This window comes from Cupriavidus sp. GW821-FHT07C08, assembly GCF_059419025.1.
Genome location: NZ_JBWKQZ010000003.1, coordinates 360,561 through 381,502, shown reverse-complemented (window position 1 = coordinate 381,502; position 20,942 = coordinate 360,561). Strand labels below are relative to the sequence as shown.

Here is a 20,942-nt window from a genome sequence, read left to right as displayed (position 1 = left end):
CCATCCAATCGCAATGCACGGGCCGCAAGCCCGCTTCATCCTTCGGGGTCGGGCTCGCCCGATGAACAACTACTAAGGTTGTTCGATCCATCTTGAAGACACGCCTGCGGTGAAGCGCGATGTTGCCCCTGATTTGACGGCCAGGAGACTTTGCAGAATCTGCGCAGGTCGGGGCGAGCGGAATGGGCGAAAACATGCAAAGCATCAATACGGGGTTCCAGAGCGCAAAGGATGTGGTTGCGGCGGTCGGCTCCGGGGAGGGTGGCTGGCTGGACGTGGCATACACGGCCCGGGATTTTGTTGGTGCGAAGGGGCTTCATTCCTGTGCCACGACAAGCAAAGCCTGGCACTGCGCCTGATGGGAGCAAGTCGGCCACGATGAGAAGCCGATCCGGGAGTACGCCGAGCATTTCGTGCATTACGACGATTGCAGGCGGCGCCTTTGGCATGGCGCCTCGGGGATCTGGTATGAGTCTTCGGTCGAGTGCCGCCATGAAACCGGGAATGACCGCGTGTTCTGGCTTGACTACATGCGGCCTAATCAGATCCATCAGCTCGTCGGCGTCATTCACTGCAACGAGGATGATGTGTTGGCTGCGCTCAGCATCCAGTGCGTACGCATCGGGCTATCGACGTTCGCGCATGCGGCGCAGGTGGTAGGGAACGGACGGCCTGGGTCAGCAAACGGGTGCGTAACGCCACACAAGGGACGCATTGAATGGGTGGCCTGTTTCTGGCCGGCCACGCCGCGCGACCCCGGCGGCAACTCCAAGTGGAGTGGCGGGCAGTATCATTGCATTCGATAGGGCAGTCTTTCACCTCTACCACGTCGAGATCGCCTTGGCGGTAAACTCCGGCATCCCGATACCAGCCGCCGCATCCGTCAACGGCTCGATTTCCACCGCGGGCCTCTCTGAGCTTACTTGGCCGAAGATGGCCGCAAACGGTATGTCCGCGGCATCCCGGCCGGTGCCGATGCGAAGCAGGCCGGTGGGGATCGAGATGCCCGAAGGATCCAGCAGGTACCAGCGGTGCGACAGGTAGACCTCCACCACCGCGTGGAAATCCGGCGCGCCCGTGCCTGGGTCCGCACCATAGTCGAGGCTGCTGGACATGCGTGCCGGGATGCTCAGCGCGCGGCACAGGGCGATCATCAGGTGGGCGAAATCCCTGCAGACACCGGTGCGTTCCACGATAGTGTCGGCAGCCGAGGTGCGTTCGTTGGTGGACCGCGACAGGAAGCGCACGTGATTGCGTACCCACTCGCGGATGGCGTAGACGCGCACATAGCCCCGCAGCATGCCGCCGAACTCGCGGTTGGCGAATTCCATCAGGCGGTCGGATTCGCAGTAGCGGCTTGGTGCCAGGTAGGGCAGAACATCGAAGGGCAGCTCGGCAACGGGCACTTCTGACAGCCTGTCGCCGTCTTCCAGGTAGTGATCGATGTCGATGATCGCCTCATAGCGGATGCCGAGGGGGCCCCGGGGCGCGCGCAGCCTGAGCAGCCGGTTGGCCAGTACGGGATCTGTGTAGCGGGCGGTCTCGAGGCCGGGCGGCAGCGTCAGCTGCTCCGAGACGACGGACTGCCGGGGCGTGCGGGCGGCTTCGATATTGAGCAGGAAGTCCGCCATGGGATCCATGACTTCATAGGACAGGCTTACTGCGTACCGTAGGCGGTTCATCGGGTGGTCAGCACTGGCTGGGGCCGTGGAAAGGCGGCCGGTTCCCTGGGGCCGGAAATGGCGGTGCATCCATTTCCAGTGTAGTGCGGCAGCCAGCCCGTGACCTGTCAGCGGCGCCGCGCGCGTGCCGGCGGCGCGCCGGTGTCCTGCCTTGTCACCGCTTCAAGGGCTTCGCGCAACCGGATCACGGCGGGCGGCGCCTCGATCTCCGCCGGGGTGATGAAAACCAGCCGGCCCGAGGCAAACGGGGCGCGCAGCCGCACTTCCCGCACCATCGACATGGCCTGGTAGTGAGCCAGCGCCGTGGCCGGCGCCACCGTCAGGAAGCCGCCGGCGGCGGTCATTGCCAGGTTGCTGTGGAACGAGGCCGATTCGATATGCGGCACGGGCGGCAGCTGGCCGGCGTCGAGGAATGGCTGCTCGAACACGTCACGCGTGTGGGTGCCGCGCGGCGGCAGGATCCAGGGGCCTTCATGCAGATCCGCCAGCGCAACCTCGCGGCGCCGTGCCAGCGCGTGGCCGGGGGCGCAGACCACGGCCAGGTATTCGTCGCGCAGCGGGGTGATGTGGACCCTGGCCTTGAGCTGGTCGGTATCGTCTTTCTGCAGCCGGCCCACGATGCAGTCGAGTTCGCCTTCGCAGAGCATTGCGGTCAGGCCGCCGACGGTATGTTCGCGCACTGCCAGCCGCGGCAGCGCGTCCTGGGCCAGCAGCAGCGCGACCGCCTGCGGCAGCACGTCCACGCCCACCAGCGGCAGCATGCCCAGCCGGACCAGCGGCACTTCCGGGCGCGCCTGCAGCGCCTCGCCGGCGGCGTCGATCGCGCCCAGCACCACGCGCAGCCGCTCCAGCGCGCGTTCGCCCGCGGCGCTCAGCCGCCCGCCGCGCGTGGTGCGTTCGATCAGCCTGCAGCCGAAGGCGTGCTCCAGTTCCTGCAGCATCTTGGTGACGGCGGGCTGGCTGATATGCAGCGCTTCGCCAGCCGCGGTCAGCGAGCCGCTGCGCGCCACCAGGTCGAGCAGGCGCAGGTGCCGGATGCGCAGCCGGTCGATCCGGTTGGGAGAAGGGGCGGCAGCGGGGGCGGCGGCGCTCACGCCCGTGGGGGAGGTGGGACTCATAACAAAACGTGATGGCTCCATCAAAACTGGATAATTGTTTCGAATGGCCCGGCGCCGGACAATCGGGGCAAACCATGGAGGAGACATGCGATGCATGCCAACGTCGGGCGCCGCCTGCTGCTGAAGTCCCTGCTGGCGCTGCCGGCCGCTGCCGCGCTGGGCAGGGCCGGTGCGGCCAGTCCCTATCCCAACCGGCCGATCCGGCTGGTGGTGCCCTACGCCGCCGGCGGCGGTCCGGATATCCAGACCCGCAAGCTGGCTGAGTTGCTGGCGCGCGAGCTTGGCCAGCCGGTGGTGGTCGAGAACAAGGTCGGTGCAGGCGGCATCCTGGCCGCGGAGTTTGTCGCGCAGCAGCCGGCGGATGGCTACACGCTGATGCTGGGTGCCTCGACCCATGTCACGCAGAAGCTGCTGCAGCCCGGCGCAAAGTTCGACCCGATGGCGTTCACCCACATCATCCGCGTCGGCGTCAGCCCGGCGGTGCTGGTGGTCAGCGCCAGCTCGCCGTACCGGAACGTGGCCGACCTGGTCGCCGCGGCGCGGCGAGCGCCCGGCACGCTGAACTACGCCTCGGGCGGGATCGGCTCGGCCGCGCATGTGTCGGGTGCGGCGTTTGCGTCGGCCACCGGCATCGACGTGGTGCATGTGCCGTACAAGGGCTCAGTCGAGATCGTGCCAGCGCTGATCAAGGGCGACACGCAGTTCGGCTTCCCGGTGGCGGCGACGGCGATTCCGCAGATCGCCAGCGGCAAGGTGCGGGCTCTGGCGGTGACCTCGGCCAGCCGAGCCTCGGTGTTGCCGCAGGTGCCCACGCTGAATGAGGCGCTGGGCCGCAAGGATCTCGATCTCGACGCATGGAGCGGCATCTGGGCGCCGCCGCATCTGTCCGCGCCGATCGTGGCGCGGCTGCATGCCGCGGTGATGCACGCGCTGGGCGATCCCGGCCTGCGCCGGCTCTATGCCGAGATGGGCGCGGTGCTTGCGCCGACGCCCACGCCTGAAGCCTTTTCGCGGCTGGTGGCCGACGAGACCACCCGCATCCGCCAGGTTATCGACAAGAACCGCATCACCATCGAATAGGCCATCCCATGACCCTCACTCGACAACCGGACTTTGCCGCGCTGGCCGGCATCAGCGTGCTGGATTTCTCGCACGTGATCGCCGGGCCGTTTGCCACCTTCCTGCTGGCGCAGCTGGGGGCGCAGGTCACCAAGGTCGAGAGCGCCGGCGGCGGCGACGTGATGCGCCGCGCGGGCAAGGGGCATGCCGCCTTTGTCGCGCTCAATGCGGGCAAGTCGTCGCTGGCGCTCGACCTGTCGGATGACGCCGGGCGCGAACATGCGCTGGAACTGGCCGGCCGCTGCGACGTTTTCGTCGACAACCTGCGGCCGGGCGTGCTCGAGCGCTTCGGGCTGGGCTACGAGGCGGTGCGCGCGCGCAATCCGCGCGTGGTCTATTGCAGCATCTCGGGCTTTGGCCGCGGCGCGGCGCAGTGGCATGGCCGACCGGCCTATGACCACGTGGTGCAGGCCGCCACCGGCATGGCCTGGATGGGCGGCAACGAGGGCGATCCGCCGATCAAGACCGGCTTCCCGGTGATCGACTCGGCCACCGGCATGCTGGCCGCCTTTGCCATCCTGGCCGGCGTGCGCGAGAGTGAGCGCACCGGGCGGGGCATGCTGCTCGATGTCTCGATGGCCACCGCCGGCCTGCAGCTGATGTATCCGATGACGTGCGATGCCATGACCACCGGCGGCGTGCCGGCGCGGCAGGGCAACCAGGGGTATTCGGGCAGCCCGTCGGCCGATTTCTTCCGCACGCAGGATGGCTGGCTGGCGATCGGCGCGAATACGCCGAAGCAGTTGCTGGCGCTGCTCAAGGCGCTCGGGCTGGGCGAGCTTGCGCAGGATCCGGCCTTGTTCGAGACGCCGCTGAATGCCGGCGCCTTGCCTGCCTTCGTGCGCTCGCTCGACCCGGCCGCGCTCAAGCAGGCGATTGCGGGCGCGGTGGCGCCGAACACCGCTGCGGACCTGGAACCGCGCCTCAGCGCGCTGGGCATCCCGGCGGCGCGCCTGCGCAATATCGCCGAGTTCGCTGTGGAGTCGATGGCCAACGGCAGCCTGCAACCGGTGACGCTGCGGGAAGGGGAGACCGAGGTGCTGTCGCCGGGGCTGGGTTTCCGGGTCTACCGCTGCGCGTGACCCGCGGCGTATAGTTGCTGGCACGATGGCGCACGGCAGTGTGCCGCCATCGCCCTTCGCAACGTCAGGACGCCCCCACCTTGGCCACCGATTTCTTCGCCCGCTTTGAAGCCGAATGCCTGCCGCGCATTGTTGCCGCGATCGGCCAGCACGACCGGCGCGTGCAACTCCACACCCTGCCTGCCGAAGCCCCCGGCCGGCCGCCGCGCCTGCGCGTGACGGGCGATGGGCCGCCGGACCTGCGGCGCCATCCCTATGCGCTCGATATCACGCTCGCGTGGGACGGGCTGGAGGTGCAGCGGCTGTTCGCGGCCGGTGGCGAGGCGCGCTTTGCCGGCTACCTGGCGGCGCTGCCATCCAAGCTGCGTGCCTGGCAGGAGCCGCGCGGGATCGATTTCCGTTCGCTATCGCAGGCTGACCCGCAGATCCTGATCGGCGGGCTGGATTTCGAGCACTGAGCGCGTGCGCTGATTCAGGCCGTCACCCGCAGCCGACACACCGCACTTTCCGATTGCCCTGGTTGATCCAGCGCAGCCCCTGCTCGTGGTGGATGGCATCGGGCAGGCCCACCCACGGCTCCACGCAATATAAATCGGAAGTCGCGGACTCCGACCATGTGGTCACGGCATGCCAGGGCGCGCTGCCGGGCAGGTCGAGTTCGAACCTGATGCGGCGACCCGGCATCGCCAGCGCCGCAGCCGTGTTGTTGCGGAAGACGTGGAAGGTGTCCTGCAGCCGTGGATCGTCGAGCTGGTATGTCGTCTCGCCGGGCTCCGCAGGCCCGGGGCTGCCATCAGGCGCTCTGATTATGCCTCCAGGCGCAACAATTCATGCAAAATCGGTCTTTGCCAAGTGCTTGCAGAGCAGGTCTAATCACGCAGGTACGCCCCGCCGCATATGTCGATATGACTGTTGCGCATCGCCTGCAGACGGAAGAGACCCAGTATCCGTCATTGCATATAAGCGGTCCGGGGAGTTGTTGCGTACGCCCGGTTCGCGAAGCCGAAGGCAACAGGTTTGCCGAGACGGAAACTCGCGAGATCGCATGCAGGGATTCCAGACTGGAGACTTGGGTGCACGCCTTATTGCCCACTGGCAGTAAGCCGGGAACCTACGTTGTCTGCGTAGCGGTTCGAGCGACTGGCAATTTCACTATCCAACGCGGCAGCGATGTGGTCCAAGGCATTGCGCATCGACATTGAGCCGGCTCCAACGGAGTGACGGATACCGATACACAAGGATAGCTTAAGACCAAGGAGTCGCGGGAGAAGGCCGAGTTACACACGGCGCGCTATCCCTTCCCGGCCTGAAGGCCGAGGTTTCCCGCGCATTCGGATGAATCTTCGGGACAAGGACGAAAAATTGATCGCCGCCAAGGTTCAGAGGTCCGTCCCTTCGGCGACAGCTGGGAGCGATCCCATCGCTGACACACCGATGATTGTGACGCTGGACCAATTGCGCTCGTATGACCACGATCCGCGCGTTATGCGCAATCCGGCTTATGAGGAAATCAAAGCGTCCATCCGAGAGCGCGGCTTGGACGCGCCACCGGCGATAACCAGGCGCCCAGGTGACGCACATTTAATCATTCGCAACGGTGGCAATACGCGACTGGCAATACTTCGCGAGTTGTGGGCAGAGACCAAGCAGGAACGGTTCTTTCGCATCTCCTGCCTATTCCGTCCGTGGCCAGAACGGGGCGAGATCGCCGCCTTAACGGGCCACTTGGCAGAAAACGAACTGCGCGGCGGATTGACTTTCATCGAGCGCGCCTTGGGAGTCGAGAAGGCGCGCAGACTCTACGAGCAGGAGGCAGGTAGCAAACTGAGCCAGTCTGAACTCGCCCGGCGCCTGACGGCCGATGGCTATCCGGTGCAGCAATCACACATCAGCCGCATGCACGATGCGGTGTGTTATTTGCTGCCAGCGATACCTACCGTGCTGTACCAAGGGCTCGGCCGGCATCAGGTGGACAGGCTCGTGGTGCTGCGCAAGGCGTGCGAGCGAACCTGGGAACGAAGGGCTCAGGAGAGTCACCTCGTGGTGGACTTCGCCTCGCTGTTCCAGGATGTGCTGTCGCAGTTCGACGCGCTACCGGATGGCTTTTCGCTACAGCGGGTGAAGGATGAACTAGTGGGCCAGATGGCCGAGCTGCTGGGCACAGACTATGATGCGCTGAGCCTCGAGATCGACGGCAGCGAAAGCCGGCAGCGCGCGTTGAGCAGCGAGCCGGCGCCGGCGAAATCGACGGCCTCTACCATATTCTCGACGCCAGAGCCGGCATCTCTTCCTCAGGCGGCGACAACAGCCCAGCCGGCCGGCGTATCGACTGGGCTGGCGTTCAAAGAGGCCTCAACACGGGCTGCAATGGTGTCTGCGGCTGGCAGCGGGCTAGCGGAGGAAGAAGCTGCCGCGCCAGTACGGGCTGACCGTGATGGGCAGCCCGTGCAGGGGCACATCGTGTCTCCGGCGCCGACCACCGAACGCATGCAGTGCGTTCAGGGCCAGGTATCGAGCCAGTTGGGCGACAGGCTACTCGACTTTGACACCAATGCCTCTTGCGCGATTCCGGTTCTGGCCGGTGGCCTCTACCCGATCTCGGATGTCTGGTATATCGAGCCAGGATTGGACGAGCCAGGCCGACTTCGGGTGCATATTGCACAGTTTGCCCGTGAAATTGCCGAAGAGGCGGCGGTTGCCAAACAGATCGTGCCAAGTGACAGTGGTATCGGCTTCGTTTGCATGATCCCCCGCGTTGGGCAGGTGAGTGTTTTGTCTGATTTCCCTCGCGCGCTTCTGGCGCTGTTGCATGCGTTGAGCATGCCCGAGTCAATCGCGACAGGATTGAATCGTGCGCGACTGGATAACGACCTGGCGCCGCTGCTGCATGGCACGGGGGCAGCGTCCACGCGACTGAGCGACACTGGCCTGATGAAGTTGTTCCGGCTGCTGCGTCTGGCGCGACGGCTGCGAGACCTGGAGCACCGTACGGGGTTCGCCGACCAGGGCCGCGATTCCTGAGGGCCACTATGTCGTCATCTCACCCGCTCAACCAGGCTGTCATCGCCCAAGCGTTGCACGATCTGCGCAATGGCCAATTGCGTCGGTGCAAAGCGATGGGATTCGGCGAAGAGGAACTGGAGGCGCTCAAGCATCCGGCGCTAGTCAGTGTGCTGGTCAACGCCACTGTGTCGTGGTGTTCGGTATCGGTCAATCGTGAGGTCCTGAAGCGGCTGCTAAGCCAAGTGCATGACGTGGAGCAGGAAATTGCCACGGTGGATCGCATGCTGCGCCTGGGCGCGAGCACGGAGATGGTGAGCCGCTTCTACGGCCTCACGCATCAAGAAATCGCACTGCGGCGCGACATTCTCGGCTTGCCCAAACGCAAGGGCCGGCGCCCGGTGCTAGACGAGGCACAGAGCATCGCACTGTGGAAACACTGGAAGGCCGGAGTCGGCGAGCGTAATCTAGCGCTGGACGACGATCTGCCCATGCTGGGCCTGTCGATGGACCTGGCCGAGACCCTGACGTTACCGATGTCGGTGGTCTGGGCGTCGATCAGAAATTGGATCGACGAGGGACTGGTGTAGACCCTTGGGAAGGGCAGTGCGCCATGGCGTGATGGCCCCATAGCACTGTCGGCATGGTTCCTCGATACACAAGAGAACTGGCATCGGCCCCATCGATCGCCCAAACGGCATCCGGAGCAACTCCACGCCACGTATGGATGCAGCACTAGCACGCAACCGGTTCAAGAGCTTGACTGTTCGAGCTTCGTTGCCTACGTGACGCTCAGCGGGCCGCCTGGTGTGCAGAGCATGCGAGGTATGGCGCCCACGGCTCTCCATGAACATGGCTGACTGCCAGCTATCCCCAGGGGATAGCTGGCACACCCCGCCTTCCGCATCGAGAAAAGCGGGCAATCCCGGTCTGCGGTTTTTTGACTGACGCCCTTCCGGGCGACGCGGATGCTAGCGACTCATTCCTACTTCTTGAGTCGTCCCTATGGCTAATGAACCCCTGCAACTAAATCTCGGATCGTTGCGCAGCGCGATAGCGCTGACGCTGCACACTCACCACGCGTCCCGTATCTGGCATGGCCGCCCCGCGGCCGAGGGGCGGCCCGGCATCATCGGCCTCAACGGCTACATCAGCGTGATGAGCAAGATGAAACGCGGCGCCGAGCAGGACGATCCCTACTCCGACTGGTGGATGCTTCGCATCGAAGACAAGCTGGACGACACTAAAAGGCGCCTGCAGACGCTGCGCGAACAGGTGGAGCAGGCGCTGGCCAGCGTACCCCCTGCGCTCAGCCTTGGTGAGAACCTTAATCTTCAACCGGTGAAACTTCCGCTGTTCGTCAACGCCCAGCTCGGCTTTGCGGCCATTTACTTGCTGGCCGATTACGACGACCTCGCGCGCAAGCTGATGCTCGCCCACCATACGGCGCTGATCGACCGAAGCACGCTGGAGCGCTGGCTCAACGATGGCGCGCACGCAATGCGCAGCCTGTTTTCGCTCGCCCACGAGTATTGCTTCTCTGGCGCAACCCGCGCTGACTTTGCGGAGAACAATGCGGCGGCGCGGGCGGCAGTGCAGAAGCTCGGCCAGCTGCCACAGGAGGTGCTCGAAGGCACGCGCCGTTCACGCTTTGCACCGCCTATTGCGCGCCGAGGCGGTAGTCGCGAATCCGCGGCCGCGCCCACCGCGGTGGAGCCGACTTTCGCCTCCATCGATGACCCAACCGGCACTGCCGCACGCGACGAGGATGCGACGGAATGACGGTACATACCATGCCCGTCCAGCCGAGGCGCTTCACGGCGCTGGAACAGGCGGACTTCCAGCAGCTGGAACACGCAGGCTACCTAAAAGGCCTTTTACAACCTTTTAAAGGTAAGGGGAGTTTGGAGGCTTGGGCCGGTCAATGCCTGGCGCTGCGCGACAGCGTGATCGTCCTGGCACAGCGGCGTGTGCTGCCCCAAGCCAGAGCCTATCCCTTCAACCTGCTCAATGTGCAGCTGGCCCAGCAAACGACTGGCGCAGGGACGACCTTCCTACGCTGGCGCAATGTCGACCGCTCATCCATGGGCGTCGCCTTGTGGGAATCCCTGATCGGCAGCCCTGCGATACCGGCCTCGCTGATTGACGACCTGTATGCGATGGAGCTGCAGCGTATTGCGCTGAACATGCAGATCAGCCTGACCCACAGCATCGCCCGCCACGCCTTGGAATGCGCCAACAAGATGGCCCAGGCTGAAGCGGTTTACCTACGGCGCACCCATAGCCATGCCACGTCCACTGTCACCATTCCCAAGGAGTCACCATGAGCACATCGTTTGTCGGCGAAGGCAACATCGGTTTTGCGCCGGACTACCGCGAATTTGCCAATGGCAATCGCAAGCCGGGCCGGCTGCCGCGCCACACTGTTCCTGCTCGGCGCGCGGGTCTGCGGCGAAGAGCGGGTGCCGACGAGAACGCTGTCGTATGCAACCGCCGGGCAGCTGTAGCATGCCGCCGTGCACCAGTGTGCTATCGCCCGGGACAGATTCCCGGCGGTCGACTCGCTCCCATCCGCTCTCCCGAGGCAAGCTTGCGGTCCCCTCGTTAGTTGCAAACAATCGACGCATGCTGCGGCAATTGTCCCTTCGACGGTCATTAATCGGCGCCCATGCAATCCGGCTTCTTTGTGGCCCGTCTCATTCGGCGCAGTCATGCTGTCACCCATCCGACGAACCGCCCATCGACAAGGAGCCTTCATTGTTGGATCCAGAAACCGAGGATGTAGATCTCGCCGGCAGGGCCGCGCATCTCGCGGTGGCGTGCATCAGCCAGGTCGCCATGACAGGTGGCGCTGGCCTCGCGAACCCTGCGCCACGCCGGCTGCATTAGCCGGCGTGGCCAATTGCCCGCATCCCGCGGGAAATCCCAGCGCATGTCACCTTCTGCAACGTTGCGCGCGTCTCACGGTGCCGTTATGCACATGCGAGGCGAGAAGGTCGTTCCTTGACAGACCGCGCTCGGCGCGGTTGCGTTGATCCAGTTGATTCCGTCGATGGCGAAGGGTCTCCTGGCGGCTTGCGGGCCTGTGCCGCAGCGAGCCTCGAGGAGACCCGTCGGGTCGTCGGTATTCGTTGCCGGTGCCCGCCGGTGGAACAACGGGCTCCCTTTGTGCACGGATGTGTGCCCAATGATGTCGACCCCAGCCACGATACGGGTCGAGTGCGACTGCTGGCGCAGCAAATGCCGTTGACAGGACTGCAGCAGCCCACAGGTGGCGCCTTTCTCCAAGGCTGAAAGCCTAGTGCTTTCAGCCGATTGTTCTTTGCCTGGTCAGAAAGTGGCGCGGCCCCGGGCATGGCGGCTGCCGCCCGGTCAGCGCGAGGCGAGGCCGCTAGGATTTTCAAGTCTGAAGACGTGATTGCCGCATGCATCGCAACAGTCCGCTTCGCATTGGCTCCCTGCGGCGAAGCGTCTTCCCGACGCCGATGCGCTTTTTTTTTTCCGTAAGCCTTTGGGACGATTCCGTTTCCGTCATGGTGTGGGGCTTTCCGTCCCATCGGCCATCTGGCCAAGGCCTACACATATCCTTGCAGGTGCTTTCCAGCGCCGCCGGCCACTACATCGGCACTGCCGACCGTGAAGGATCGGTATCACGTGAGTCAGTGGAGTATTTCCCCTCGCGAAAGGTGGCAGAGGCGGCCCTGGCGACGGGGCACTGGCAACGGCGGAGCCAGCCATGAGCCCAGTCTGGAGGAGTGTCTTGGGGCAGTCTTTATCCCAAGACGTGTTTGTTCAGAAAAGAACGGCCTCGCGGAGCAAACTGGCTCTCCTCGATCCCGGAGTTGCATCGCCAAACTGGTGACGGTGCGGTTCCCATTTGGTGCTGCCGTTTGCATCGAATGTGGCGAAGGTAATGGCTGCATGTTTCGGAAGCCAATTTAAATGCGACTGTCCACCTGTTCACTCCCTCTTGCCGGTCTCGCCGGTCTTGCGGGGGCCATCCTTATCACGGGTTGTGCCACCACCGTACCACCGGCCGATCGGACCCAGACGCCCGGGCCACCCGAGCAACCCCAAGCGCTGATATCCGGGACGAATACGCAAGGCAGCTCTGTGCCCGTCGTCCGCTACGGCCGCTACACCTTGACGGAACTGGTGGCGAAGCCGGGGCAGCGGGACCTAATGGAGCAGGTCGTGGACATCACCATCCCGCCCTCGCTCGACTCCACGGTCGGCGACGCCATGCGCCATGTCCTCCTGCGGTCGGGATATCGGCTGTGCGAGGGCTCGCAGGCCGTAATGCTGTATGCGCTGCCGTTGCCGGCGGCTCATCTACGGTTGGGACCGATGGTTCTGCGCGATGCGCTGCTGACGCTCGCTGGTCCGGCGTGGGACATGGCCGTTGATGAAACCTCGCGCCAGGTTTGCTTCAAGCACGCGGTGGCGCCCGCTACCACCACTCCCGAAGCGACGGCTGTGGATTCCGCCGAAGGCGACGAACGCATCGATAATCCGGAGGTGCAACAATGAATGCACCGAACAAACCGGCCTCGTCCAAACGCGATCGACGCGTACGCTGGCCGTGGGTTGTCGCCTGCATCTGGCAGCTGCTTGTCAGCGCACTGACGATCCTCAATAGCGTTGGCTTGTCGCGTCTGACCGAGCATAGCCGCGCCAGCGCTCAGAATGCCCATGTCCAGGCGCTGGCGACGCGTGTCGACGGTCTGGAAAAGCAGGCCGAGGCCGTTAAGCTGCAGCCCACGCCCGTCATCCGGGCCGATCTCGATGCCACGCGCCAAGAGCTGGATGAGCGCCTGTCGCGGGTTGAGCAGGCTCAGACCGCCGATGATAGTGCCAGCGGGTTGCAGGCGTTGCAAGCGCGCGTCGGCGCCATTGAGGATCGCCTAAAGAGGACAGCGCCGGCCATGGCTGTGGTACCCCGGCGCGAAGCTGAACCTCCCAAGCCAACGGTACCCGAGCCGCCCTTCAATGTCATCGGTCTGGAGCTGCGCGGTGGAGAGCGCCTTGTATCCGTCGCGGCGCGGGGCGCAGCTTCGGTGCGCGAAGTGCGGCTGCTTCGTGAAGGCGACACCATGGGCGCCTGGCGGCTCCAAGCCATCGAAGCGCATGGCGCGGTATTCCGCATCGACGGCCACACGCTGCGCATCGCAATCCCGTAGGAGCGGATATGACGCAAGTACCTGTGGCCGTCCTTGCCGTGTTCCTGGTAGTCGGCTTACGCGGTGCATACGCACAGACAGCGCCGCTGGTGACCCCGCGCGTAGCTCAGAGCCAGGTGATGAAGAGCATTGACGCCGCGCTCGACGAGCGCCAGGCCAGGGAATGGGGCTTGCGTCCTGAAGAATGGACGCGCTACCGGCAACTGATGCAAGGGCCGCTGGGCGTTTATTCCCCCAACCTCGATCCTCTCACGACCTTGGGCATCGAGGCACGCAGTGACGAGGAGCGTAACCACTACGCCGAGCTGCAGGTGCAGGTTGAGGCACAGCGCGTGAACAAGACCCTCGCCTACCAGAGGGCCTACGACGCGGCTTGGAAGCGCCTCTATCCGGGCCAGCAGCGTGTCAATCTCCCGGGTGCACAGACACTGAGCGCTGGTAACAGCGGTTCTGGTCGCCTGGCCGTTTTCGTCAGGGCTGACTGCGCGCCGTGCGACCAGCGCGTGCGCCAGTTGCAGACGGCGGGCACGGCGTTCGATGTCTATATGGTCGGCAGCCGCCTGGACGATGCTCATATCCGCCAGTGGGCGACTCGGGCAGGCATCGACCCGGCCCGAGTCCGCGCACGCACGATCACGCTCAACCATGATGCCGGACGTTGGCTGTCCCTCGGCGTGCCGGGCGAGCTGCCGGCCGTGGTACGTGAGATGAACGGCAGATGGCAGCGGCAGTAAATCCGCGATCCGCGTTGCGTGTCGCGCTCCTGCTCGTCGCCTGCGTCTGGGCACAAGTTGCGCCAGCGCAAGAGGAGCCGCCACCGGCCTACCAGATTGCCGCGAAGCACGCAGGTGTGCCGTCGCCAGTACTGTACGCGGTGGCCTTGCAGGAGAGCGGCACCATACTGCGTGGACGGTTGACCCCTTGGCCGTGGACACTCAATGTTGCGGGGAGGGGCGAGCGTTATGGCACGCGGGCTCAGACCTGCGCGCGCTTGCGCCAAGCGCTCACCCGCATCCCAGCCAACCGGATCGACGCCGGCCTCGGGCAGGTCAATCTCGGTTACCAGGCGCATCGCTACAGTCAGCCCTGCGAGCTCCTCGACCCTTACAGGAATCTCGCGATCGTCGCGGAAATTCTCAAGGAGCAGTACATAGAGGGCGAGGACTGGCTGGCCGCCATCGGTCGCTACCACCGTCCAGCCGGCGGCGCACCGGCCGCTCGTTACCGCCGCAGTGTTCATCAGCACCTCGTTCGCGTGCTGGGGCCGCGCACAACGCCTTCCGCTATCAAGTGACCACACTATGAACCGGATGCTCTGTACTTCCGCCCTGGGGCTGCTCATTGCCACCACCGCCTTGACGAAATCGACCGCCCAGCCCCTGATCGTTGTCGAGGACCGCGGCGGGGCCCCGGCGCTGCCGTATTACCAGGCACTGAATGCCGAGGGTGAGGGGACGCCCGGGCCGGCCGCACCGAAGCAGACACCCCGCATCGGAGATCGGGCAGAAGCCGAGGCGGTCATGCTGCCGGTGCGCTCGACACGGCTGTCGCCGGGTAATGAGCCGCGGCGCGTCATCCACGCGCCGGGCCTCACACCATTGTTCCTGATCGGCGACGATGACCGCTCCCGCGCTTGGCTGCTGCAGCGCCGGGGAGCGTTGAAAGCGCTGCACGCAGTGGGACTGGTGGTCAACGTGGTGTCGCCCGATGCACTGGCCACACTGCGCCGCCTAGCGCCGAGCCTGATGCTGTCGCCCGCCTCCGGGGACGACTTGGCTCAGCGGCTGGGCATCCGTCACTATCCAGTGCTGATCACCTCCACCGGCATCGAGCCGTGATGTGAAACGCCGGCTATGGCCAAGTCCCGGAACATCGAGGTTCTGCTGCGCCCCGCGGTGGAGCTGTACACCGTCGCGGTCTGTGCGGGCGCCGCGCTGCTGTGCCTGATGGCACCGTGGTCGCTCGCGCTGAGCCCTCTGTTGGGCCTGGGTAGCGCGCTTGCGTTCCTTACCTTCGGCGCCATCCGGCTGCGGCACGCGTGGGCCATTATTCGCTACCGACGCAACATCCGCAGGCTTCCGCGCTACGTGATGACCAGCCGCGACGTGCCCGTTAGCCAACAGCGGCTATTCGTCGGCCGGGGCTTTCGATGGGACCAGCGCCACACGCACCGGCTTATGCAGACCTACCGGCCGGAGTTCCGCCACTACGTGGAACCGACAACGCTCTACCGAGCGGCACGGGGGATTGAGGCGCGGCTGGAGTTCGCGCCATTCCCTGTGTCCAGGTTGGCGAAGGCTCTGGCCTGGGACAGCCCACTCAATCCGTTGCGCCCGCTGCCGCCAGTCGGCGGCCTGCCACGTCTGCACGGCATCGAGCCGCACGAGGTCGACGTCACGCTGCCGTTGGGCGAGCGGGTCGGCCACACGCTGGTGCTGGGCACCACGCGCGTGGGCAAGACCCGCCTGGCCGAGCTGTTCATCACCCAGGACATCCGCCGCAAGGTGGGCGGTCAGCACGAGGTGGTGATCGTCTTCGACCCGAAGGGGGACGCCGACCTGCTTAAGCGTATGTACGTGGAGGCCCGGCGCGCCGGGAGGGAAGGGGAGTTCTACGCCTTCCACCTGGGCTGGCCGGACATCTCGGCACGCTACAACGCCGTGGGCCGTTTCGACCGGATTTCGGAGGTTGCCACGCGCATTGCGGGCCAGCTTTCGGCCGAGGGCAACAGCGCAGCGTTCCGCGAGTTCGCCTGGCGCTTTGTCAACATCATCGCGCGCGCGCTGGTCGAGCTGGGGCAGCGTCCCGACTACCTGCTGATCCAGCGCCACGTCATCAATATCGACGCGTTATTCATCGAGTACGCCCAGCACTTCTTCGCCAAGAGCGAGCCGAAAGCCTGGGAGGTCATCGTCCAGCTCGAGGCGCGGCTAAATGACAGGAACATTCCCCGCAACATGATCGGCCGCGAGAAGCGGGTCGTGGCGCTGGAGCAGTACCTCTCGCAGGTGCACATCTACGACCCCGTGCTCGATGGCCTGCGTAGTGCCGTGCGCTACGATCGCACCTATTTCGACAAGATCGTTGCGAGCCTGCTGCCGCTGTTGGAGAAGCTGACCACTGGAAAGATCGCGCAACTGCTCGCGCCGAACTACTCGGACTTGAACGACCTGCGGCCCATCTTTGATTGGATGCAGATCATCCGCAAACGCGCCGTGGTCTACGTCGGGCTGGACGCGCTATCGGACGCCGAAGTCGCGGCCGCCGTGGGCAACTCAATGTTCAGCGACCTGGTCTCAGTCGCCGGCCACATCTACAAGTTTGGCATCGAGGAAGGTCTGCCGGGCCCATCCACCGGCGTGAAGGTGCCCATCAACGTCCACGCCGACGAGTTCAACGAACTGATGGGGGACGAGTTCATACCGATGGTCAACAAGGGCGGCGGTGCCGGGATTCAGGTGACAGCCTACACGCAGACCCTTTCTGACATCGAGGCGCGCATCGGCAGCCGCGCCAAGGCCGGGCAGCTGATCGGCAACTTTAATAACCTGTTTATGCTGCGCGTGCGCGAGACCGCCACGGCCGAACTGCTGACGCGGCAACTGCCGAAGGTTGAGGTGTATGCCGCCACGGTGACGAGCGGCGCGACCGACAGCTCCGACCCGAGCGGCAACACCGCCTTTACCTCCAATACCCAGGATCGCATCAGCAGCACCAGCGTGCCGTTGATCGAGCCCGCGCACGTGGTCGCGTTGCCCAAGGGGCAATGCTTCGCGCTGATCGAAGGCGGAAATCTATGGAAGATCCGCATGCCGCTCCCCGCCCCCGACCCCGATGAGGCCATGCCAAAGGATCTCCAGGAACTCGCCGCCTACATGCGGCAGCACTATGTCGAGGCCGGTGACTGGTGGGCGAGTCAAGGCGTCCCTGTCTCTCAGAAACAAGCGCTTCCAGACGATCTGCAAGCGAACTCTCAGCAGACTGCCGCGACCAATGAGGCTGGTGGCGAAGACGTCGTAACATGAGCGATCCGGTCGTCGCAGCGCAGCGCCAGCAGGTTTACCAACAGGGGCTGGTCGCGAGTGTCATCACCTTGCCGTTCCGCATTTTTGGCGTGCTGTGCGGCTCACTGCTTTTGTGCATCGTGATCGAATGCATCGGGTTGCACTTCTTCTGGCCTCAACAGGGCTGGCGCCACGCGCAGAGCATGCTCAATCACGAGTTGGCCCTGGTATCGGAGAGCTTTACGCGCAGCGTGCTGGTGCAGGAACCAGGCCGCACCGCTCGGCATCTTGTCGAACTGGCCTACGACTGGCTTTTCGTCAAAAGCGGGCTGCTCGACGTGATACGCGATGCCGCTACGCAGGCAAGCGCCGGTGTCCGCAGTCAGGCACATGACTTGCGCTACTACCTTGGCGTGGTCTATGTGCATGTTGAGAGCTACTTGATTGCCTCCGCCTACACCGCTCTCGTGTGTCTCGTGCGGCTGCTGGTGCTGACGCTGACCTTGCCGCTGTTTTTGATGGCCGCCTTCGTTGGCCTGGTGGATGGGCTAGTTCGGCGTGACGTGCGCAGCTTCGCAGCCGGCCGCGAATCGGGATTCGTATACCACCGAGCGAAGGCGAGCCTGATGCCGCTGGCCATCCTGCCGTGGGTCATTTACCTGGCACTGCCGGTGAGCATTCATCCGCTGCTAATCCTGTTGCCCAGCGCATCAATGCTGGGCGTAGCCGTATGCATCTCCGCGGCGACATTCAAGAAGTATCTCTAGGCGATTTTGGAAGGTGAACGTGTCCGACTGCGCCTTGCCCGCAGCAATGAACGTGCACTAGTCCTGACGCTTGGGGGCTGGCGCTTTGTACCCTCTTCCCTCATGGCCGCGGCGGTCATCCCGATGTAGGCTCTGCGCACCATGCCACATGTGCTCAGCAGCTTCTGGGAAGGGAAAAGCTTGCGCGCTGAAATGCCGCCGTTGGCGCGACATGAAGCCATCAATCTGGTTGTGCAGAAATCCTCTTTCTCTACGGCGCATGTCTGCGGCGCGCTGCAGTATTGACACCATCCACTTCACCAGGGGATGGCAACATGAAACAAACATGCCGATGCACTGGCGCGTGGCCACGCCCGATGGTCATCTTGCTCCTGGTGCTTTCGTTCTCAAGTTTGCGTACGGCCATGGCTTCCGATGGCGCAATGGAGCGTGAGCAACTCGGCGCCTTGGCGCGTCAGATTGAACTGGCGGACAGCATCGCAGCGCACGCCGCCAACACCGCAATGGATGAACGTGCCCGCTACCACTTCGATTATGCCCGGCTGCATGCTGACCTCGAGCGTGTCCGTGCAGGCGTGCAGGACTACCTCGCCCCCGAGCGTGCCCAGCCGCGCGATCCGGTTCCCATCGCCGGCGACTACGTGCGAAGCCGTCAACTACCCCGGCCTAAAGGCCGGAGCTTGAAAGGCAACTGACAAGCTCGGGTTGACCAGGCAAAGCGGTAACCAACCCGCTACGTTGCGAACAGGTGCAAGACCGACGTTGGGATGCTTCACTTAGTCCCAACCTCTCGAAGCCCCGGTTGCAGACAAGCGACGGGTAAGCACGAAACGGATCGGGGCAGATCGCCGGTTCGTAACATTGCCGAAGGGAGACCTCCCGCAGGGGAGGCGTAACCAGGCCCGTAAGGGCAGCCATATTGGGGAGATTGCCATGGCAGTCTTTGTGTTGGACAAGCACGGCAAGCCGCTGATGCCGTGCAGTGAGAAGCGGGCCCGCTTGCTGCTTGAGCGTGACCGCGCACGCGTGCATCGCCTGATGCCGTTTGCCATTCGCCTAATCGACCGGCGATTGCTGGACAGCGAGCTCCAGCCACTACGCCTGAAGCTGGATCCTGGCAGCAAGGAAACCGGTCTGGCCATCGTGCGTGAGGCAATTGCAGACATCGAGGGGCCCCGAGTTGCCCACGTCCTGTCGCTGGCGCAGATCATTCACCGCGGGCGCCAGATCAGTGAAGCCCTCACCGCCCGTAGGTCGATGCGGCGCACCCGGCGCGGACGCAAAACACGGTACCGTGCCGCTCGCTTTGACAATCGCCGCAAGCCTGAAGGCTGGCTGGCACCGAGCCTACGCCACCGCGTCGACACGACCACAGCATGGGTGCGCCGCTTTCGCAAGCTTGCCCCGATCACAGCCCTCAGCATGGAACTAGTCCGGTTTGACATGCAGGCGATGGCAAATCCGGAGATCTCCGGCGTCGAATACCAGCAAGGCGAGTTGCTTGGCTACGAAGTGAAGGAGTATCTTCTCGCTAAATTCGGCCGGACATGCGCCTACTGTGACGCGCAAGACCGGCCGTTGGAAACCGAACATATCGTCGCGAAAGCGAACGGCGGCACCGATCGGGTATCCAACCTGACGCTCGCGTGCCGGCCTTGCAACCAGAAGAAGGGCTCGCTGCCGCTAGAGGCATTCCTGCGCGAGGACCCGGAACGCGCCAAGCGCATCCTGGCCCGAGCGAAGGCGCCATTGCGTGACGCCGCCGCGGTCAACTCAACGCGCCTCGCTTTGCTGACGGGCCTCAAGGGTTTCGGGTTGCCGATCGAAACCGGGACTGGCGGGCAGACGAAGTACAACCGTCTGCGCCTCGAAATCCCCAAGGCACACGCCCTCGACGCTGCATGCGTCGGAAACGTCCATTCGGTTGTGGACTGGCAACGACCGGTGCTGCGCATCAAATGCACAGGGCGGGGAAGCTATCAGCGGACCCGCCTTACCGCGCACGGCTTCCCGCGCGGCTATCTCATGCGAAGCAAGCGCGCATTCGGCTTCCAGACTGGCGATATGGTCAAGGCCATCGTTCCCGCTGGGAAGAGGGCCGGAACTCACGTCGGTCGTGTCGCCATCCGAGCAACTGGCTCCTTCAACATCCAGACTGCGTCCGGGGCGGTGCAGGGCATTTCCTACAAGCACTGCAAACTGATGCAACGCGGCGACGGCTATGGTTACTCACTCGTAGCGCTCACACATAAGGAAAGCGAGGACAGGGGCGACGCTTTGCGTCGTGCGCTATCCCTCCCCGGCCTGAAGGCCGAGGTTTCTCGCGCAAACGGATGAACCGCAGGAGGCATCACCATGACGCTTGCCGCCGATCAAGTCGCCGCTTTCCAGGCCAACAGTGGTTTCACGCCTGCGACCGTCTCCACCGTTGTCCTCGGCTTCGTCTTCGCCGTTCTGCTGCTCTGGGGTGTTTGGGCGCTGCGTACCGGCTATATCGGTTGGGCCGAGAACCGGATAACCGAGCGCCAGTTCATCGGCGTGGCCGTACGATTCGTCGCGATGTACCTGACGCTGAGCTTCTTTCTCCTGTCCTGACCACCACGAAAGTTTGAATCGCCATGAAAACCTGTTCGATTTTCCATCGCGCCACATGTGTTGCCACCGCACTCGTTGCGCTATGCATTACAGGCATGCCAAGCGTTTCGTTCGCTGCCGGCCTGCCGACTATGGAAGACCCATCGCGCGGCGCGGGTAAAGGCATCCTCCAAACGCTGCAGAACTATGGCTACGACATCGTGCTGCTCATTTCGCTGCTTGTGGTTTCATCGATGTTCATCGGGGTCTGCTACCACGCTTATACGCGTTATGCGGAGATCCACACCGGCCGCGCTACCTGGGGCCAGTTCGGCCTCACGGTGGCGGTGGGCGCCATTCTGTTGGTCGTTGGCATCTGGCTGATGACCAAGGCCACCGGTGTGCTCTGAGGGCGT

The 20,942-nt window shown here is 64.3% G+C and carries 22 protein-coding genes and 1 pseudogene; 19 read left to right on the top strand and 4 right to left on the bottom strand.

The features are described 5' to 3' along the window. Positions 1-821 precede the first annotated feature (821 nt). Positions 822-1,682 carry a transglutaminase-like domain-containing protein gene (locus tag AC07UK_RS06990; RefSeq protein WP_494688282.1) on the bottom strand — a complete coding sequence of 287 codons (861 nt, stop codon included), beginning with the start codon at positions 1,680-1,682 and terminating at the stop codon, positions 822-824. A 107-nt stretch (positions 1,683-1,789) separates the two neighbouring features. Next, positions 1,790-2,800, bottom strand: a complete 1,011-nt coding sequence (locus AC07UK_RS06985; protein ID WP_494688283.1) for a LysR family transcriptional regulator — start codon at positions 2,798-2,800, stop codon at positions 1,790-1,792. A gap of 90 nt (positions 2,801-2,890) precedes the next feature. Here AC07UK_RS06985 and AC07UK_RS06980 point away from each other — a divergent pair, with 90 nt between their 5' ends. The 3 genes from AC07UK_RS06980 to AC07UK_RS06970 all read left to right on the top strand — a co-directional run bounded on the left by AC07UK_RS06980 (position 2,891) and on the right by AC07UK_RS06970 (position 5,459). Continuing rightward, the gene (locus tag AC07UK_RS06980) at positions 2,891-3,880 is read left to right on the top strand and encodes a tripartite tricarboxylate transporter substrate binding protein (RefSeq protein ID WP_494688284.1); all 990 of its coding nucleotides are present in this window, start codon (positions 2,891-2,893) and stop codon (positions 3,878-3,880) included. 8 nt (positions 3,881-3,888) lie between these two features. Further along, positions 3,889-5,001, top strand: a complete 1,113-nt coding sequence (locus AC07UK_RS06975) for a CoA transferase (RefSeq protein ID WP_494693867.1) — start codon at positions 3,889-3,891, stop codon at positions 4,999-5,001. Between the two features lie 80 nt (positions 5,002-5,081). Beyond that, the gene (locus AC07UK_RS06970; protein WP_494688286.1) at positions 5,082-5,459 is read left to right on the top strand and encodes a DUF5594 family protein; all 378 of its coding nucleotides are present in this window, start codon (positions 5,082-5,084) and stop codon (positions 5,457-5,459) included. 14 nt (positions 5,460-5,473) lie between these two features. On the opposite strand, the pseudogene AC07UK_RS06965 reads toward AC07UK_RS06970, so the two are convergent. After that, positions 5,474-5,799 (bottom strand): annotated as a pseudogene (locus AC07UK_RS06965) (aldose epimerase family protein); the annotation flags it as partial. 537 nt (positions 5,800-6,336) lie between these two features. Here AC07UK_RS06965 and AC07UK_RS06960 point away from each other — a divergent pair. The 4 genes from AC07UK_RS06960 to AC07UK_RS06945 all read left to right on the top strand — a co-directional run bounded on the left by AC07UK_RS06960 (position 6,337) and on the right by AC07UK_RS06945 (position 10,328). Continuing rightward, positions 6,337-8,022, top strand: coding sequence for a ParB family protein (locus AC07UK_RS06960; protein WP_494688287.1), 1,686 nt, complete (start codon positions 6,337-6,339; stop codon positions 8,020-8,022). Positions 8,023-8,030: 8 nt separating this feature from the next. Beyond that, the gene (locus tag AC07UK_RS06955; protein ID WP_494688288.1) at positions 8,031-8,591 is read left to right on the top strand and encodes a DUF2857 domain-containing protein; all 561 of its coding nucleotides are present in this window, start codon (positions 8,031-8,033) and stop codon (positions 8,589-8,591) included. A gap of 415 nt (positions 8,592-9,006) precedes the next feature. After that, positions 9,007-9,783, top strand: coding sequence for a PFL_4669 family integrating conjugative element protein (locus AC07UK_RS06950; RefSeq protein WP_494688289.1), 777 nt, complete (start codon positions 9,007-9,009; stop codon positions 9,781-9,783). Next, positions 9,780-10,328 (top strand): DUF3158 family protein, encoded by a 549-nt coding sequence (locus AC07UK_RS06945; RefSeq protein ID WP_494688290.1) that lies wholly within the window; start codon positions 9,780-9,782, stop codon positions 10,326-10,328. The genes AC07UK_RS06950 and AC07UK_RS06945 overlap by 4 nt, the downstream gene beginning before the upstream one ends. Positions 10,329-10,755: 427 nt before the next feature. Here AC07UK_RS06945 and AC07UK_RS06940 read toward each other — a convergent pair whose 3' ends face one another. Then, the gene (locus AC07UK_RS06940) at positions 10,756-10,935 is read right to left on the bottom strand and encodes a hypothetical protein (RefSeq protein WP_494688291.1); all 180 of its coding nucleotides are present in this window, start codon (positions 10,933-10,935) and stop codon (positions 10,756-10,758) included. Between the two features lie 1,008 nt (positions 10,936-11,943). Here AC07UK_RS06940 and pilL2 point away from each other — a divergent pair. From pilL2 to AC07UK_RS06880, 12 genes are all read left to right on the top strand, one after another. After that, positions 11,944-12,531, top strand: a complete 588-nt coding sequence (gene pilL2 / locus AC07UK_RS06935; protein WP_494688292.1) for a PFGI-1 class ICE element type IV pilus protein PilL2 — start codon at positions 11,944-11,946, stop codon at positions 12,529-12,531. After that, positions 12,528-13,181 (top strand): hypothetical protein, encoded by a 654-nt coding sequence (locus tag AC07UK_RS06930; protein ID WP_494688293.1) that lies wholly within the window; start codon positions 12,528-12,530, stop codon positions 13,179-13,181. Before pilL2 ends, AC07UK_RS06930 begins: the two co-directional genes overlap by 4 nt. Before the next feature lie 8 nt (positions 13,182-13,189). Further along, positions 13,190-13,915: a TIGR03759 family integrating conjugative element protein gene (locus AC07UK_RS06925; protein ID WP_494688294.1), complete on the top strand. Its 726-nt coding sequence runs from the start codon at positions 13,190-13,192 to the stop codon at positions 13,913-13,915. Continuing rightward, positions 13,900-14,475 (top strand): lysozyme family protein, encoded by a 576-nt coding sequence (locus tag AC07UK_RS06920; protein ID WP_494688295.1) that lies wholly within the window; start codon positions 13,900-13,902, stop codon positions 14,473-14,475. Before AC07UK_RS06925 ends, AC07UK_RS06920 begins: the two co-directional genes overlap by 16 nt. A gap of 7 nt (positions 14,476-14,482) precedes the next feature. After that, positions 14,483-15,019, top strand: a complete 537-nt coding sequence (locus AC07UK_RS06915; protein ID WP_494688296.1) for an integrating conjugative element protein — start codon at positions 14,483-14,485, stop codon at positions 15,017-15,019. Between the two features lie 15 nt (positions 15,020-15,034). Then, on the top strand, positions 15,035-17,206 hold the full coding sequence (gene traD, locus AC07UK_RS06910; protein WP_494688297.1) for a type IV conjugative transfer system coupling protein TraD: 2,172 nt from the start codon (positions 15,035-15,037) through the stop codon (positions 17,204-17,206). Beyond that, positions 17,203-17,952 (top strand): TIGR03747 family integrating conjugative element membrane protein, encoded by a 750-nt coding sequence (locus tag AC07UK_RS06905; RefSeq protein WP_494688298.1) that lies wholly within the window; start codon positions 17,203-17,205, stop codon positions 17,950-17,952. Before traD ends, AC07UK_RS06905 begins: the two co-directional genes overlap by 4 nt. A 141-nt stretch (positions 17,953-18,093) precedes the next feature. Continuing rightward, entirely contained in the window at positions 18,094-18,237 is a 144-nt protein-coding gene (locus tag AC07UK_RS06900; protein ID WP_494688299.1) for a hypothetical protein, read from the top strand. A gap of 71 nt (positions 18,238-18,308) precedes the next feature. Further along, a complete protein-coding gene (locus AC07UK_RS06895) occupies positions 18,309-18,647 on the top strand; it encodes an integrative conjugative element protein, RAQPRD family (RefSeq protein ID WP_494688300.1) in 339 nt (112 codons plus the stop codon). Between the two features lie 238 nt (positions 18,648-18,885). Beyond that, positions 18,886-20,289, top strand: a complete 1,404-nt coding sequence (gene iscB, locus AC07UK_RS06890) for an RNA-guided endonuclease IscB (RefSeq protein WP_494693866.1) — start codon at positions 18,886-18,888, stop codon at positions 20,287-20,289. Positions 20,290-20,307: 18 nt separating this feature from the next. Next, the gene (locus AC07UK_RS06885; protein WP_494688263.1) at positions 20,308-20,547 is read left to right on the top strand and encodes a TIGR03758 family integrating conjugative element protein; all 240 of its coding nucleotides are present in this window, start codon (positions 20,308-20,310) and stop codon (positions 20,545-20,547) included. Positions 20,548-20,570: 23 nt separating this feature from the next. After that, the gene (locus AC07UK_RS06880) at positions 20,571-20,936 is read left to right on the top strand and encodes a TIGR03745 family integrating conjugative element membrane protein (RefSeq protein ID WP_114133402.1); all 366 of its coding nucleotides are present in this window, start codon (positions 20,571-20,573) and stop codon (positions 20,934-20,936) included. Positions 20,937-20,942 lie beyond the last annotated feature (6 nt).

Coding starts and splice junctions, on each gene's coding strand:
- AC07UK_RS06905 (WP_494688298.1), top strand. CDS start 17,203: ATGAGCGATCCGGTCGTCGCAGCGCAGCGCCAGCAGGTTTACCAACAG.
- AC07UK_RS06900 (WP_494688299.1), top strand. CDS start 18,094: ATGCCACATGTGCTCAGCAGCTTCTGGGAAGGGAAAAGCTTGCGCGCT.
- pilL2 (WP_494688292.1), top strand. CDS start 11,944: ATGCGACTGTCCACCTGTTCACTCCCTCTTGCCGGTCTCGCCGGTCTT.
- traD (WP_494688297.1), top strand. CDS start 15,035: ATGGCCAAGTCCCGGAACATCGAGGTTCTGCTGCGCCCCGCGGTGGAG.
- AC07UK_RS06980 (WP_494688284.1), top strand. CDS start 2,891: ATGCATGCCAACGTCGGGCGCCGCCTGCTGCTGAAGTCCCTGCTGGCG.
- AC07UK_RS06895 (WP_494688300.1), top strand. CDS start 18,309: ATGGTCATCTTGCTCCTGGTGCTTTCGTTCTCAAGTTTGCGTACGGCC.
- AC07UK_RS06885 (WP_494688263.1), top strand. CDS start 20,308: ATGACGCTTGCCGCCGATCAAGTCGCCGCTTTCCAGGCCAACAGTGGT.
- AC07UK_RS06915 (WP_494688296.1), top strand. CDS start 14,483: ATGAACCGGATGCTCTGTACTTCCGCCCTGGGGCTGCTCATTGCCACC.
- AC07UK_RS06950 (WP_494688289.1), top strand. CDS start 9,007: ATGGCTAATGAACCCCTGCAACTAAATCTCGGATCGTTGCGCAGCGCG.
- AC07UK_RS06985 (WP_494688283.1), bottom strand. CDS start 2,800: ATGAGTCCCACCTCCCCCACGGGCGTGAGCGCCGCCGCCCCCGCTGCC.
- AC07UK_RS06955 (WP_494688288.1), top strand. CDS start 8,031: ATGTCGTCATCTCACCCGCTCAACCAGGCTGTCATCGCCCAAGCGTTG.
- AC07UK_RS06940 (WP_494688291.1), bottom strand. CDS start 10,935: ATGCGCTGGGATTTCCCGCGGGATGCGGGCAATTGGCCACGCCGGCTA.
- AC07UK_RS06960 (WP_494688287.1), top strand. CDS start 6,337: ATGAATCTTCGGGACAAGGACGAAAAATTGATCGCCGCCAAGGTTCAG.
- AC07UK_RS06925 (WP_494688294.1), top strand. CDS start 13,190: ATGACGCAAGTACCTGTGGCCGTCCTTGCCGTGTTCCTGGTAGTCGGC.
- AC07UK_RS06945 (WP_494688290.1), top strand. CDS start 9,780: ATGACGGTACATACCATGCCCGTCCAGCCGAGGCGCTTCACGGCGCTG.
- iscB (WP_494693866.1), top strand. CDS start 18,886: ATGGCAGTCTTTGTGTTGGACAAGCACGGCAAGCCGCTGATGCCGTGC.
- AC07UK_RS06975 (WP_494693867.1), top strand. CDS start 3,889: ATGACCCTCACTCGACAACCGGACTTTGCCGCGCTGGCCGGCATCAGC.
- AC07UK_RS06930 (WP_494688293.1), top strand. CDS start 12,528: ATGAATGCACCGAACAAACCGGCCTCGTCCAAACGCGATCGACGCGTA.
- AC07UK_RS06990 (WP_494688282.1), bottom strand. CDS start 1,682: ATGAACCGCCTACGGTACGCAGTAAGCCTGTCCTATGAAGTCATGGAT.
- AC07UK_RS06880 (WP_114133402.1), top strand. CDS start 20,571: ATGAAAACCTGTTCGATTTTCCATCGCGCCACATGTGTTGCCACCGCA.
- AC07UK_RS06920 (WP_494688295.1), top strand. CDS start 13,900: ATGGCAGCGGCAGTAAATCCGCGATCCGCGTTGCGTGTCGCGCTCCTG.